Origin of the sequence: Arsenicicoccus piscis, assembly GCF_022568835.1 — a bacterium.
GTDB lineage: Bacteria > Actinomycetota > Actinomycetes > Actinomycetales > Dermatophilaceae > Arsenicicoccus > Arsenicicoccus piscis.
The window spans coordinates 78,625-93,080 of sequence record NZ_JAKZHV010000004.1 but is presented as its reverse complement, the minus strand read 5'-3'; the positions used below and the strand labels follow the sequence as shown (position 1 = coordinate 93,080).

Below are 14,456 nucleotides of genomic sequence, written 5' to 3'. Positions count from 1 at the left end.
ACAGCATGGAGGATCGGGGGTTGCTCGGCAAGGGCGCGCGTCACCTACCGTAGACCGGGTGAGCAGCACGCCCGTCCCGTCGAGTCCTGCGAGCGGACCGGCCCAGCCGGAGCCGCAACCGGAGTCGCATTCGGAGTCGCCGCGCCACCGGGTGCGCGGTCTGGCCGGTGACCTGCGCGAGCGCAGCGACGCCCAGCTCGCCGCCCTGCTCCTCGCCCGTCCTGACGTGGCCCGGCCCGCACCGACCGACCTCACCTCCCTCGCCGCCCGGCTCGGCTCCCGCGGCTCGGTCCAGCGGGCCCTCGAGTCGCTCACCGCCGGCGAGCTGCAGGTGCTGGGTGCCGTCCTCGGCGTGGCCCGCAGCGGGCACGGGACCGAGGTCGAGGTCACCGCAGCGCTCGTGGCTGCGCTGGACCACGACGAGGCGTTCACGCTGGACGACGTCGAGGCGGTGCGCGCGGCGCTCGAGCGGCTGTGGGACCTCGCGCTGCTGTGGCGCTCCGGCGACGAGCTGCACCCCGTGCGGATCCTCGCCGAGCTCGTGACCCCCGCGACCAATGGCGCTCGCTCGGCCGGCCTGCTCGACGTCCCGGAGCCCGTGGGCCGGGTCTGGCCGCTCGTCGACGTCGACCGCGGTGCCGGTGAGCAGGGAGCGCGTCTGGTCGCCACCATCACCGAGCTGGCCTTGGCCTGGGGTGGCGACGACCGCCCGGAGCCACGCACCGCCGCCCCGCGCCAGCTGCGCTCCGGCGGCCTCGCGGCACGCGACCTGGCGCTCGCGGCCAAGCGATTCGGCGTCCCGACCCACGAGATCGCGTTCGTCGTCGAGCTGGCGCGGGCAGCCGGGCTGCTCGACGCGGACGGCGAGCTGGACGCGGTGTGGGCGCCGACCCCGGCCTTCGACACCTGGCGACGCGCACCGGTCGCCGAGCAGTGGGAGGCGCTCGCGAACGCCTGGCGCACCATGCCGCAGGCACCGCACCTGGTGGGTGGGCGGGACGACGCCGACAAGCCGATCAACGCCCTGTCGAGCGCCGCCTGGTGGCCGCCCGTCGTGCGGGCGCGGCGGCTGCTGCTGGACGAGCTCGCTTCACTGCCAGCGGGATTCGCACCGACGGTGGACAACCTGTTGCTGCGCCTGCGCTGGCGTCGCCCGGTGCTGCGCCTCTTCGACGAGACCCTGGTGTCGGCGTTGCTGGCCGAGTGCGAGCTCCTCGGTCTCACCAGTCGGGGTGCGGCGAGCTCGGTCGGGCGCGGCGAGGTGGCGCAGCCACAATTGCCCGAGCCGGTCGATCGGATGGTCCTGCAGGCCGACCTCACGGCGATCGTCACCGGCGCCCCGACGCCGGACCTCGCCGACCTGCTCACCCTCTGCACCGTGGTCGAGTCCCGCGGCGGTGCGACCACCCACCGCTTCACGCCGGAGTCCGTGGCGGCAGCCCTCGACCTCGGCTGGTCCGCCCAGTCACTGCTCGCCGCCCTGGCTGCGGCCTCGAGCACCCCGGTGCCGCAGCCGCTGGCCTTCCTCGTCGAGGACGCCGAGCGGCGCCACGGTCGCGTGCGCCTGCACGTGGCAGCCACCGTGCTGACCAGTGAGGACCCCGTCGTGCTCGACGAGCTCGCGGCCACCAGATCCCTTGCCCGACTAGGGTTCTCGCGGGTGGCTCCCACGGTGCTCACCGCCCAGGCCGACCCCCAGATCGTCCTGCAGGCGGCCCGCGCGGCGGGTGTCCACCCGCTCGTCGAGGGCCTGCTGCGCGGGGCAGGGGCGCTGGACGACCCGGACGCGGACGACTGGGACGACCCGGACGCAAACGACGAAGCACCCGCGCGCGGCTACCGGGCCAGGCCGAGGTGGGGGCGCCGGCAGGCCGTGGTCAGCGTCGTCGACGCGGACGCCGCGTCGGAGGTGGTCGCCCACCTGCGCGCCGCGGCGGACCCGGTGCTCGACAACGGCCTCCCCACCACCGACCCGGTAGCCATCGTGGACCAGCTCCGCGAGGCGGCTGCGGCCGGGCGTGGCGTGCAGCTCGGCTACGCCGGCAACGACGGCTCGACCCGACGAGGGCTGTTCTCCCCCAGGCGGATCCAGGCTGGTCAGGTCTACGGGACGTGGGGGTCGAGCCCGGTGGAGCAGGTGCTGGTGGCGCACCGAATCACCGGGGTCGGCTGACGGGTCACTCCGGCTGGGACAGGGCGCGCACGACCCGCGAGGCCGACGTGCGGCCCAGCTGCTCGGCCATCCAGGCGCTGGTGGCGACCAGTTTGGACAGGTCCACGCCGGTCTCGATGCCCAGCCCCTCCAGGGCCCAGACCAGGTCCTCGGTGGCGAGGTTGCCCGTCGCCGACCGCGCGTAGGGGCACCCGCCGAGGCCACCCGCCGACGAGTCCACGACGCGCACCCCGTGCCGGATCGCCTCAAGGCTGTTGGCGAGCGCCTGGCCGTAGGTGTCGTGGAAGTGCACGGCCACCGTCTCGACGCCGATTCCCTTGTCGTGCAAGGCTTCCAGGACGCGGACGACGTGCCCGGGCGTCCCGACCCCGATGGTGTCACCGATGGACAGCTCGTCCACCCCGAGGTCCACGAGGCGACGCGCGACCGACGCCACCCGCTCTACGGGGACCTCGCCCTCCCACGGGTCGCCGAAGCACATCGACAGGTAGCCGCGTACCCACGCACCGGCGTCCTTGGCGCGACGCACCACGGGCTCGAACATCGCCATCTGACCATCCACCGTGGAGGCGAGATTCTTCTGCGCGAAGGTCTCGGTCGCGCTGCCGAAGATGGCGACCGACGACACCCCGAGCGCGAGCGCCCGGTCCAGGCCGCGCTCGTTCGGGGTGAGCACGGGGCGCTGATGACCGAGCCCGAGCGGTCCGAGCAGCGTGATCACCTCCTCGGCGTCCGCGAGCTGGGGCACCCACCGCGGCGACACGAAGCTGGTCACCTCGATGGTCTCCAGGCCAGCGTCGACGAGCCGGCGCACCAGCTCGGCCTTGGTCTCGGCCGGCACGAGCGTCTGCTCGTTCTGCAGCCCGTCGCGTGCGCCGACCTCGTAGATCCGCACCGGACCCGCGAGCCCGGTGGCGCTCGGCGGTGGCTCGACCTGAGGACGTCGCATGGCAGCTCCTTCGCTTGCGGTGATGGCCCCAGTCTCCCCCATCCGCCCGGGCTGCCGCACCGGCGGCACCGGCGGCACCCGAGGCGTAGCCTGTCGCGCATGCCAGACGGACCACTGATCGTGCAGAGCGACAAGACGCTGCTGCTCGAGGTCGACCACCCGGACGCGAGCGCCGCCCGGCGTGACATCGCGCCGTTCGCCGAGCTGGAGCGGGCGCCGGAGCACATCCACACCTACCGCGTCACCCCGCTCGGGCTGTGGAACGCGCGCGCCGCCGGCCACGACGCCGAGCAGGTGGTCGACGCGCTCATCCGGCACGCCCGCTACGCCGTGCCGCACTCGCTGCTCGTGGACATGGCCGACACGATGGACCGCTACGGCCGGCTCACCCTCGAGAAGGTCCCGGTGCACGGGCTGGTGATGCACACGACCGACCGCGCGGTGCTCGAAGAAGTGTTGCGGCACAAGAAGATCCAGCCGCTGCTCGGCACCCGGGTCGACGACGACACCGTCGTCGTCCACCCCTCCGAGCGAGGCCACCTCAAACAGGAGCTGCTCAAGGTGGGCTGGCCCGCGGAGGACCTCGCGGGCTACGTCGACGGCGAGGCGCACCCGATCGCGCTGCACGAGGACGGCTGGGCGCTGCGGGACTACCAGGAGCAGGCAGTCGACGGCTTCTGGCACGGCGGCTCCGGCGTCGTCGTGCTGCCGTGCGGGGCGGGCAAGACGATCGTCGGCGCGGCAGCCATGGCGCGCGCCGCGACGACGACCTTGATCCTCGTCACCAGCACCGTGTCCGCACGCCAGTGGAAGGACGAGCTGCTGCGGCGGACCACGTTGACCGAGAACGAGATCGGTGAGTACAGCGGTGCGCGCAAGGAGATCCGACCGGTCACCATCGCGACCTACCAGGTGCTCACGAGTCGCCGCAAAGGGGTCTACCAGCACCTGGAGCTGCTCGACGCGCGCGACTGGGGCCTGATCGTCTACGACGAGGTGCACCTGCTGCCCGCCCCGATCTTCCGGATGACGGCCGACCTGCAGGCGCGCCGCCGCCTCGGCCTGACCGCCACGCTGGTGCGCGAGGACGGCCGCGAGAGCGACGTGTTCAGCCTGATCGGCCCCAAGCGCTACGACGCGCCGTGGAAGGAGATCGAGGCGCAGGGCTACATCGCGCCCGCCGACTGCGTGGAGGTGCGGGTGGCGCAGAGCGACTCCGAGCGGATGGCCTACGCGACCGCCGAGCCGGACGAGCGCTACCGGCTCGCCGCGTGCGCGCCGGTCAAGGACGGGGTGGTCGAGCAGCTCGTGGCCCGGCACCGGGGCGCCCAGACGCTCGTCATCGGCCAGTACCTCGACCAGCTGGAGACCCTCGCGGGGCGCCTGAACGCCCCACTGATCACCGGCGCCACGAGCGTGCGCGAGCGACAGCGCCTGTTCGAGGAGTTCCGCACCGGCGCGCTGTCGCTGCTCGTCGTGTCCAAGGTCGCCAACTTCTCGATCGACCTGCCCGAGGCGTCCGTCGCGATCCAGGTGTCCGGGACGTTCGGCTCGCGCCAGGAGGAGGCGCAGCGCCTCGGGCGGCTGCTGCGGCCCAAGCACGACGGCGGGACCGCCCACTTCTACTCGATCGTCACCCGCGACACCGTCGACGCTGACATGGCCGCGCACCGGCAACGCTTCCTCGCCGAGCAGGGCTACGCCTACCGGATCGTCGACGCGGGCGACCTCGCACCGGCTCCGCCTGCGGAGGGAGCCTGACGTTCCGCCCCGAGAGGGATCCGCCGGAGTCGGCCGCTCCCTAGGTTGGCGTCATGACCACCTGCGAAGACCTCTTCCTGCTGCTGACCAACGACAAGGGCTCCGTCGAGGGCTGGGGCACCCGGCGGGGCTTCGGGCTCGTTGCGGCCGCCGTCGCCGACCTCGTGCTCGCCGAGCGGATCACGCTCGACGACGCCAAGGACCCCCGGGCGCACGTGCTCTCCACCGAGCCCACGGGTGACCCGGCCCTGGACCACGTGCTCGACGGCCTGACTGGCAAGGAGGGCAAAAAGCTCTCCTCGATCGTGCAGACCCGACGCCTCGACCCCGGCGAGCAGATCGGCGCGGCCCTCGCCGCCCGTGGCGTGCTGCGGGTCGAGCCGAAGCGCCTGGCCGGCCTGGTCCCGGCGAAGTACCCCACTCTCGACCCGGGACCCGAGCAGGTGGTCCGCTCACGGCTGCGCACCGCGCTCGCCCCCGGCGGCCGGGCCGTCCTCCCCGGCGACGGCACGATCCTCGCGATCGTCCAGGGCCTCGACGCCACCCGCGCGGTCCTCGGCGAGGACGCGCTCGGCCTGAGCAAGCGCGAGCTAAAAGCGCGCATCGGCGAGATCGCCGCCCAGTCCGCCGAGGGCACCGCCGTCGCCAAGGCCGTCCAGGCGGTCAACACGGCCATCATGGTGGCCGCCATCATCCCCGTCGTCACGTCGGCTGGGTCCTGACCGGGCGCCCTCGCCCTCCTCCTCATCGAGACGGCAGATGTCGGACACTAAATCGGCGTGTCGTGTCCGACATCTGCAGATTCGACGCGTGGCGGCGGCGGTGCGGCTCATCCGACGCCCCCGCCGAGGTCTCGCTCAGAGCTCGGGGTGACGCAGGTCGGCACCCCGAGCAGGTCCACGGCCGGTCGCGATGGATCGGAAGTGCTGCCCCAAGGCTGCGCGTTGGGAGGGTGTGGCCAGATCGGTGGCCGTCACGGGGAGGCTGAGGATCCCGAGCTGCGCGTAGATCCGCGGCTTGACCCGGTCTCGGCGCCACGCCTGGGCGTCGGTGCGGTGGTGGTCCCCGTCGTACTCACCGGCCAGACCAAGCTCGGGCCAGTAGAGGTCGAAGATCGCCACCAGGACATGCCCCTCCCAGAGCTCGACCTGCAACAACGGCTCAGGCATCCCGGCCGCCGTCAGCACCAGACGCAGCACGGACTCTGGGGCGGAGTCGGCCCCGACCCGGATCAGATCGGCAGCTCGGCGCAGCTGGCGAGCACCCCGGCGACGGGGCCGGTCGGCGACCTCGTGCAAGGCCTGGACCAGGTCCGGGCGATGGCGAACGATCGCGTCCCCCGCGGCGACCAGGTGCTCCACCTCGTAGCCCGGCTGGCCACCCAGCTGCGCCCAGACCTCCACCGCCCGCACGACCGGTAGACCCTTCCACCGGGCGAGCGCTGCCATCTCGAGCCCCGGGTGCCCCACGAACCCACGGCGGCGCGGTGGGCATCGGTCCGTGACGATCACGTGCACCGAGTCACCTGGACGCCACGGCTGCCGGGTCGGGAGGCCGAGCAGCTCGGCCGCCGTCTGGTGCGAGAACGCCCACTGACCACCGCCGTCGTCCAGGACCGGCCGCGCCGCACGCGCCATCTCCAGCAGGCCAGCGGGCTGGTCGAGATAGCGAACCCCTCGCGAGGGCGCCCAGAACCCCGCCCGGTGCAGCCTGCGCTCGGACCACCCCGCACGGCGCGCGTCGGCCAGGCTGACCGCGGCGGGCAACCACCCCGGGTGCGCGAGTCCGATCGTCTCGCGCGGCGTCGGCGGGTGGTTGGTCAGGAGGTGGCGAGTCATGGCGTCACCGTCCCGGCACGGAGCACCGTCACGACAGGGTCGGTCCGCGGCTGTGGACAGCCAGGGGCTCAGGCCTTGTCGATGACCGGCAGATCGCCCTGCGCGCACCGCCTTCGGTGGCCCCCACGCATCGAACCTGCAGATGTCGGACGCTAAATCGGCGTGTCGTGTCCGACATCTGCAGTTTCGATGCGGCTGGCACCCGCAGCCCCCCGCCCCGAGTCCCGACTCGATCAGCCAACGTTCAGGGTTCTACCAGGCTCAACCGCCAGAATGGCCAGGTGACTACCCAGCCCGAAGCCCGCCTCCTCGTCGTGGAGGACCAGCCCAACATCCGCGAGCTGCTGGCGACGTCCTTGCGGTTCGCAGGGTTCGAGGTCCACGTCGCGGCAGACGGCCACGCCGCCATCGCCACCGCCGACCGGGAGCACATCGACCTCGTCGTCCTCGACGTCATGCTGCCCGACATGAGTGGCTTCACCGTCACTCAGAAGCTCCGCGAGAAGGGCCAGCACGTGCCCATCGTCTTCCTCACCGCGCGCGACGCGGTGGACGACCGGGTCAAGGGCCTGACGATCGGCGGTGACGACTACATCACGAAGCCGTTCAGCCTCGAGGAGGTCGTCGCCCGCATCCGGGCGGTGCTGCGCCGCACTCGCGACGCCGAGCCCGAGGACGGCGCGATCACCTTCCATGACCTCGAGCTCGACGAGGACAGCCACGAGGTCCGCCGCGGCGGGCGCGTCATCGACGTCTCCCCCACCGAGTTCAAGCTGCTGCGCTACCTCATGCTCAACCCGAACCGGGTGCTGTCCAAGGCGCAGATCCTCGACCACGTGTGGGACTACGACTTCCGTGGCGAGTCCGGCATCGTCGAGTCCTACATCTCCTACCTGCGCCGCAAGATCGACACCGAGGAGCCGCACCTCATCCACACCAAGCGGGGCGTGGGCTACGTCCTGCGGCTGCCTCCCGAGCACGCCTGACCCGGCACGTGACCGGCCCCCAGGACACGATCGTCCGCTCCAGCGCCTACCGCACGCTGCAACGGATCTCGTTGCGGGAGAGGCTGATCGCCATCCTCGTGGCGCTGCTCATCTCGGCGCTCGGGGTCACGGCGTTCATCTCGACGATCCTGCTGCACCTCTCGCTCGTCAACGGGCTCGACGAGGACGTCCGCACCACGGCCAACCGGCTCGCGGCCAACCCGGCCCTGGTGCTGTCGAACGAGTCGACCGAGACGATCGGCTCGGGCTACGCCATCGTGTTCATGCCCGAGGGCGGCATCGCGACGCAGGTGCTGCCCGCACCCGGTGGTAGCGCCAACGAGCCGGCCGTGCCCACCCTCACGTTGTCGTCCTCGGCCGTCGAGACCGGTGAGGCGTTCGAGGTCGGCTCGGTGTCCGGGACCCGCCACTGGCGAGTCGTAGCCACTTCGGTCACCTTGCAGGGCAAGCAGATTCCTGTCGCGGTCGCCGCACCGACCGACGGCATCAACGAGACGATCTCGCAGGTCGTGGTGCTGTGGACGGTGCTGGGCTCGGCCGCCGTGCTCGCGGCGGTGTTCACCGGCTGGAGCGCCATCAAGCGCGCCTTCCGCCCGCTGAGCGAGATCGAGGACACGGCGGCGGCCATCGCGGCCGGCGACCTGTCGCGACGCATCCCCGTGCGGCTGTCCGGCGACGAGGTCGCGAGCCTCGCCACCTCGCTGAACTCGATGCTTTCCCAGATCGAGCGGTCGTTCCAGCGGGTCGAGACCTCCGAGGGCAACATGCGCCGGTTCGTCGCGGACGCCTCCCACGAGCTGCGCACGCCGCTCGCCGCCGTCCGGGGCTACGCCGAGCTCTACCGGCAGGGTGCGGTGACCCAGCCCGAGCACGTCGCGACGGTCTTCCAACGGATCGAGGACGAGGCGACCCGCATGGGCGTCCTCGTCGAGGACCTGCTGTCCCTCGCTCGGCTGGACGAGCATCGCGAGATGGCCCGCGAGCCCGTAGACCTCACCGTCCTGGTCGCCGATGCCGCCCAGGATGCCCGCGCGCTCGCCCCCGACCGCACCATCGGCTTCGGCGGCCTCAACGGCAAGATCGGCACCAGCCTGGTCCTCGGTGACGAGCCCAAGCTGCGGCAGGTGATCACCAACCTCGTGGCCAACGCCGTCAACCACACCCCCGCCGGCACCCCGATCGAGCTCAAGGTCGGCACCCGCGGCGACACCGTCGTCGCGCAGGTGATCGACCACGGCCACGGGATCGACCCGCGCGAGGCCGAGCGCGTCTTCGAGCGGTTCTACCGCCACGACGCCAGCCGCACCCGATCGGAGCAGGGCGCCGGCGGCTCCGGCCTCGGCCTCGCGATCGTCAAGGCCATCACGGTGGGCCATGGGGGTACGGTGCGGGTCGAGCAGACCCCCGGGGGTGGCGCGACGTTCGTGCTCGAGCTGCCGGCCCAGCGATGAGCCATCTCCGATCAGCCGTGGGACAATCAGTCATGGCACCGTCACCCCTGGCACCGACAGCCCTCACACCGACACCACTGACACCCATAGCACCTTCATAGGAAGCAGCCAGGCCGCACCCACCCCGGTGGGGCACCCTGGCCCCGACCGGCGCACCTGACAGCTCGCCCGGTAGACACGACAAGGAGCCTGCGACATGACCGACCAGCCGCGCTACGAGCCGCCGCGCGACGACCAACCGCGCCACGACCAACCGACGTCGGAGCCGACCGCCGAGCTTCCCTGGGCGACCCCAGCGGGTTCAACCGCGGCAGGTTCCACCGCCGCGGGAGGCACGTCCAGCAGCTCCTCGAGCGGCGCGCCGGCTGGTGCCTACCCCACGAGCCACCAGACCCAGCCGCTCGCTGCCGCCGGCACGAGCACAGCCGCCGCCGGCACGAGCGCAGCCACCCGGACGAAGGACACGGGCACCCGGCTGCGCTGGTGGCACATCCCGGCGACCGCCATCATCACGGCGCTGCTGGCGAGCGGCGGCACGGCGGCGCTGGTCGGATCGGGCGGCTCGCCCAGCGGCACGGCGCCGTCGGCCGGCACCTACACGCAGGCCCCCGTGGTCCAGGCCGACGCCAGCAAGACGAGCTGGACCACCACCGCGAGCGCAGTCACGCCGAGCGTCGTCTCCATCTCGATCCTGCAGAACGGCCAGACGGCCGCAGAGGGCTCGGGGGTCATCCTCGACGCGCAGGGCCACATCGTCACGAACAACCACGTGGTGAGCGAGATCAGCGGAGGCCAGATCATCGTTACGCTGTCGAACTACCAGGCCTACCAGGCGACGATCGTCGGCACCGACCCCTCCACGGACCTCGCTGTCGTCAAGATGTCCAAGGTGCCGTCGGGTCTCAAGCCGATCGCGTTCGGCGACTCCAACGCGCTCAAGGTCGGCGAGCCGACCATGGCCGTCGGCAACCCGCTCGGTCTCTCCGGCACGGTGACGACCGGCATCGTCTCGGCGCTCAACCGCCCCGTGACGACCCAGCAGTCCACCCAGGGCCAGGACCCCTTCGGCGGCCTGGGCAACCAGGGCTCCGCCGAGCAGGTCGTCACGAACGCCGTGCAGACCAGCGCCCCGATCAACCCCGGCAACTCCGGTGGTGCCCTGGTCAACGCGGGTGGCCAGCTCATCGGCATCAACTCCTCGATCGCCTCCCTCGGCGGCGGCAGCTCCGGCTCCACGTCGGGCAGCATCGGCATCGGCTTCGCGATCCCGTCCAACGAGGTCAAGTCGATCACCAACCAGCTGATCTCGACCGGCAAGGCGCAGCACGCCTACCTCGGCGTCTCGTCCGTCGGTGCGGTCGTCACCGACGGCGAGGCCCAGCGTCTGGCCGCCCGCATCTCCGAGGTCGTGAGCGGCTCTCCCGCGGACAAGGCCGGCCTCAAGCAGGGCGACGCGATCATCAGCATCGACGGCGAGCCGGTCACCGACGCGACGTCGCTCGCCGCGCAGGTCCGGGAGCGCTCGGTCGGTCAGCAGGTGACCCTGCAGATCATCCGCGGCGGCAGCCAGCAGAGCCTCACCGCCACCCTGGCGGCCAAGCCCAACAGCTGATCCCTTCCCGAAGACAGTGGAGTAGGGTTGCTCCTCGTGCCTGCCGACGATGCGCTGACCCACGAGCAGGCCTACCTCACCCGCACCCGGGCGGCCCTCGCGGCCATGCGGGGGCGCACCCTCGCGCTCGAGGCCCACGGCGGCGACAAGATCGCGGGTGAGATCCTCGCCGCCACGCTGTGGCACCGGGCTCGCTCCCTCGAGGACGACCCCACCCGGGCCCTCTTCTTCGGACGGGTAGACCAGGTGGCTGTGTCCGGGGGCGACGCCGGGGCTGTCGACGCCGAGGCCGGGGAACGGTTCTACATCGGTCGTCGGCACGTGACCGACGACGCGGGCGACCCGCTGGTGATCGACTGGCGGGCGCCGATGAGCACGGCGTTCTACCGCGCGTCGCGCAGCGCACCGATGGGGGTGCTGCTGCGTCGCCGATTCGGCTTCGACCACGGCCGGATCACGGCGTTCGAGGACGAGCACCTGCTGGATCCCGCTGAGGTGCAAGGACGTTCACAGATCCTGGCCGAGGAGATCGAGCGTCCGCGCGTCGGCCCGATGCGGGACATCGTCGCGACCATCCAGCCCGAGCAGGACGAGCTGGTGCGCGTCGACGACGCCACGACCGTGTGCATCCAGGGCGCACCCGGCACCGGCAAGACCGCGGTCGGCCTGCACCGGGCGGCCTGGCTGCTCTATGCCTTCCGGGAGCGGCTCTCCCGTCAGGGCGTGCTCGTGATCGGACCGAACCGGGCCTTCCTCGAGCACATCGGTCAGGTGCTGCCCACCCTGGGCGAGGTCGAGGTTACCCACACGACCGTCGAGGACCTCGTCGCGGCCGTGGCTCCGGCCACCGGCACCGACCCCACCGCCGTCGCGGCCCTCAAGGGCGACGCCCGGATGGCGGAGGTGCTGCGTCGAGCGGTGTGGTCGCACGTCGGCGAGCCGGACGAGGCCCTCGTGGTGCCGCGCGGCGCCCGGAAGTGGCGCGTCCCGGCCTACGAGGTGCGCGAGCTGATCGACGAGCTGAGATCGCGAGGCGTGCGCTACGAAGCGGCTCGCGCCATGCTGCCGCAGCGGCTCGCCCATGCCGTGCTGCTGCAGATGGAGCGCGCCGGAGACTCCCCCGACGACCGGGTCCAGGACGCCGTGGCGCGGAGCGCGCCCGTGCGTCGTTGTGCCGACGCCCTCTGGCCCAAGCTCGAGCCACGCGCCGTCCTGCACCGGCTGTTCACCGACGCGGAGCTCCTGGCTGCCTGCTCGGAGGGCTCGGTCGGCCCGGACGACGAAGACCCCGCAGCGAGAGACTCGACTGGGCACAGTCGCGGGCTCACACCGGAGGAGCAGCGAATGCTGCTGTGGGACAAGGCTCCTCGCACCGCACGCAGCGTCCGCTGGTCGGTGGCCGACACGACGCTGCTCGACGAGCTCGCCGACCTGCTCAACCGCACGCCGAGCCTCGGACACGTCGTCCTCGACGAGGCGCAGGACCTGTCCCCGATGCAGCTGCGCGCGGTCGGTCGACGGTGCGCCACCAGCGCGGCCACCGTGCTCGGCGACATCGCCCAGGGCACCACCCCGTGGTCGACGACGTCCTGGGCGGAGTCGTTGCACCACCTCGGACGCGCCGGCGAGGTCACCGAGCTGCGTCAGGGATTCCGGGTGCCGGCAGCGGTGATCGAGCTCGCGGCCCGGTTGCTGCCGCACATGGCCCCGGGTCTCGCCGCGCCGATCTCGGTGCGCGACAACCAAGGTCGGCTGGACATCGTGCAGCTCGCGGCCGCCGACCTCTCGGCACGGATGGCCGAGACCGTGGCCGAGGCGCTCGCCGAGCCCGGCTCGGTCGGAGTCATCGTGCCGGACGCCTGGACGAACGACGCCTCAACAGCCTTGAGCAGCAAGGAGATCGGCCACGGCGTGCTCGGCGCTGGGCACGGTGACATCGAGCACCGCGTCGACGTCGTACCCGCCACGGTCGCCAAGGGTCTGGAGTTCGACACGGTCGTCGTGCTCGAACCGGCCGCGATCGCGGCGGCCGAGCCCGACGAGCGCACCGGTCTGCGACGGCTCTACGTCGTCCTCACTCGCGCCGTGACCCGCCTCGTCGTCCTGCACGCCGACCCGCTGCCCGATGCGCTGACCGAGCACGCTGACTGAGCACTCATCGCATAGCGTCGGTGTCAGACTGAGTGCCATGGACCCGCTCGCCGCGGCCTGCGCCGCCGACCTTCGCGCCCTTGCGCCGACCGCGACCGATCCCGCCGTGCAGGCACTCGCCACCGACCTCGTGACCCGCTGGGCCGAGCCGCAGCGGCACTACCACGACCTGCGGCACCTCGCCGAGATGCTGGTCGCCATCACCGAGCTGGCGTCCGAGACGGGTCTGGCGCCACACGACCTGCTGGTCGCCCGGGTGGCCGCGTGGTTCCACGACGCGATCTACGACCCCACAGCCCCGGCCGGCGCCAACGAGCGCGCGAGCGCCGAGCTGGCTCTCACCGCGCTCGAGGCGCTCCGGACGTCCACCGACGACATCGCCGCGGTCGTCACCCTGGTCGACCTCACCACCAGCCACGACGCCAGCAGCCAGGAACTCTCCAGCCACGAGGCCCACGGTGGCAACCCCGTCCCCAGCGTCCCGGTCTTCCTCGACGCTGACCTGTGGATCCTCGCGGCGCCGCCCGAGCGCTTCGACGAGTACTGCGCCCAGGTCCGCCGGGAGTACGCGCACGTCCCCGACGACCTCTACGCCGCCGGCCGCAGCGCGATCCTCGGCCCGCTCGCGGACCGGGACCGGCTCTACGCGACCGAGCACGCGCACGCGCGCTGGGACGCGGCGGCGCGTCTCAACCTCGCCCGGGAGCGAAGGCGTCTGAGCTGACGTAGTGCTCGAGCAGCGGCCACCACGGCAGCGCACCGCTGCGCTCGCGCGCCACCGCGACCGGCACCCACTGCGCACCGCTCACGTCCTGGAGCACCGGCGCGACCACCGGCTCGCGCTGCGGCAGATGGGCGGCGTAGACCGCGATGTGGTTGTCGACGTGCGGCCAGCGCTGCTGACTGCTCGGGGTCCGCAGCGTCAGCCGCTCGTAGCCCACGGGCCGCAGCCGTCCCGGCTCCAGCACCAGCCCGGTCTCCTCCCGCAGCTCGCGCAGCGCCGTGTGGGAGATCGGCTCGGGCAGCTCGCGCATGCCGCCCGGAGCCTCCCAGGTGTCGCGACGGACGTTGTGCACCAACAGGACTCGATCACCGCGGTCGAAGACGAAGGTCGCCGCACCCACCGTCGTGCGGTCAGGTGGCGTGAGCTGCGAGGCGACGATGTCGAGTCGGTGCGGCACGTCGAGGAAGCTCAGCGCGTCGGGCAGCGCAGCCAGCGGTCGCTCGCCCTTGCGCTTGCGGAAGCGCAGCCCCGTCCGCACCAGCATCCGAGTGATCTCGCGACCGTCGACCACCAGTGCCCCGGCCGCGACCACCTCGTCCCAGCGCCGGTGCGGCACGTCGTAGTGGTCCCCGTCGTAGCTGCGCGGGTGCAGGCCCACCACCTGGGCGAACGCGTGCAGCTCGGCCAGGGAGGTGTCGCTCACCAGGTGCGCGAAGACGGTGCCGTGCGCCGGCCAGATCGGTCGATCGACCCACAGCGCCACGCCGTCACCTCCTGCTCGCGTCAGCCG

11 protein-coding genes are annotated in these 14,456 nt (G+C 72.2%); 8 read left to right on the top strand and 3 right to left on the bottom strand.

Going from position 1 to position 14,456, the window contains the following annotated elements; genetic code table 11:
* The first annotated feature begins 58 nt into the window (after positions 1 to 58).
* A complete protein-coding gene (locus tag MM440_RS17330; protein WP_241444016.1) occupies positions 59 to 2,173 on the top strand; it encodes a helicase-associated domain-containing protein in 2,115 nt (704 codons plus the stop codon).
* A gap of 4 nt (positions 2,174 to 2,177) precedes the next feature.
* Here the strand turns inward: MM440_RS17330 and MM440_RS09185 are convergent, their stop codons facing one another.
* Positions 2,178 to 3,122: a hydroxymethylglutaryl-CoA lyase gene (locus tag MM440_RS09185; RefSeq protein ID WP_241444015.1), complete on the bottom strand. Its 945-nt coding sequence runs from the start codon at positions 3,120 to 3,122 to the stop codon at positions 2,178 to 2,180.
* A 99-nt stretch (positions 3,123 to 3,221) separates the two neighbouring features.
* Here MM440_RS09185 and MM440_RS09180 point away from each other — a divergent pair, with 99 nt between their 5' ends.
* Together MM440_RS09180 and MM440_RS09175 are read left to right on the top strand one after the other, a co-directional pair.
* Positions 3,222 to 4,883: a DNA repair helicase XPB gene (locus tag MM440_RS09180; RefSeq protein WP_241444014.1), complete on the top strand. Its 1,662-nt coding sequence runs from the start codon at positions 3,222 to 3,224 to the stop codon at positions 4,881 to 4,883.
* A gap of 53 nt (positions 4,884 to 4,936) precedes the next feature.
* A complete protein-coding gene (locus tag MM440_RS09175; protein WP_241444013.1) occupies positions 4,937 to 5,605 on the top strand; it encodes a GOLPH3/VPS74 family protein in 669 nt (222 codons plus the stop codon).
* 135 nt (positions 5,606 to 5,740) lie between these two features.
* On the opposite strand, the gene MM440_RS09170 is transcribed toward MM440_RS09175, so the two are convergent.
* Entirely contained in the window at positions 5,741 to 6,721 is a 981-nt protein-coding gene (locus MM440_RS09170) for a hypothetical protein (RefSeq protein WP_241444012.1), read from the bottom strand.
* A gap of 281 nt (positions 6,722 to 7,002) precedes the next feature.
* Here MM440_RS09170 and MM440_RS09165 point away from each other — a divergent pair, with 281 nt between their 5' ends.
* The 5 genes from MM440_RS09165 (at position 7,003) to MM440_RS09145 (ending at position 13,666) form a co-directional block, all read left to right on the top strand.
* Positions 7,003 to 7,707, top strand: coding sequence for a response regulator transcription factor (locus tag MM440_RS09165; protein ID WP_241444011.1), 705 nt, complete (start codon positions 7,003 to 7,005; stop codon positions 7,705 to 7,707).
* 8 nt (positions 7,708 to 7,715) lie between these two features.
* The gene (locus tag MM440_RS09160; protein WP_241444010.1) at positions 7,716 to 9,179 is read left to right on the top strand and encodes a sensor histidine kinase; all 1,464 of its coding nucleotides are present in this window, start codon (positions 7,716 to 7,718) and stop codon (positions 9,177 to 9,179) included.
* A gap of 196 nt (positions 9,180 to 9,375) precedes the next feature.
* Positions 9,376 to 10,791 (top strand): S1C family serine protease, encoded by a 1,416-nt coding sequence (locus tag MM440_RS09155; RefSeq protein ID WP_241444009.1) that lies wholly within the window; start codon positions 9,376 to 9,378, stop codon positions 10,789 to 10,791.
* Between the two features lie 36 nt (positions 10,792 to 10,827).
* Positions 10,828 to 12,942 carry a HelD family protein gene (locus MM440_RS09150; protein WP_241444008.1) on the top strand — a complete coding sequence of 705 codons (2,115 nt, stop codon included), beginning with the start codon at positions 10,828 to 10,830 and terminating at the stop codon, positions 12,940 to 12,942.
* A gap of 37 nt (positions 12,943 to 12,979) precedes the next feature.
* Positions 12,980 to 13,666 (top strand): HD domain-containing protein, encoded by a 687-nt coding sequence (locus MM440_RS09145; RefSeq protein ID WP_241444007.1) that lies wholly within the window; start codon positions 12,980 to 12,982, stop codon positions 13,664 to 13,666.
* Here MM440_RS09145 and MM440_RS09140 read toward each other — a convergent pair.
* Positions 13,632 to 14,429, bottom strand: coding sequence for a DUF4031 domain-containing protein (locus MM440_RS09140; protein WP_241444006.1), 798 nt, complete (start codon positions 14,427 to 14,429; stop codon positions 13,632 to 13,634). The two genes, MM440_RS09145 and MM440_RS09140, sit on opposite strands and share 35 nt — an antisense overlap.
* Positions 14,430 to 14,456 lie beyond the last annotated feature (27 nt).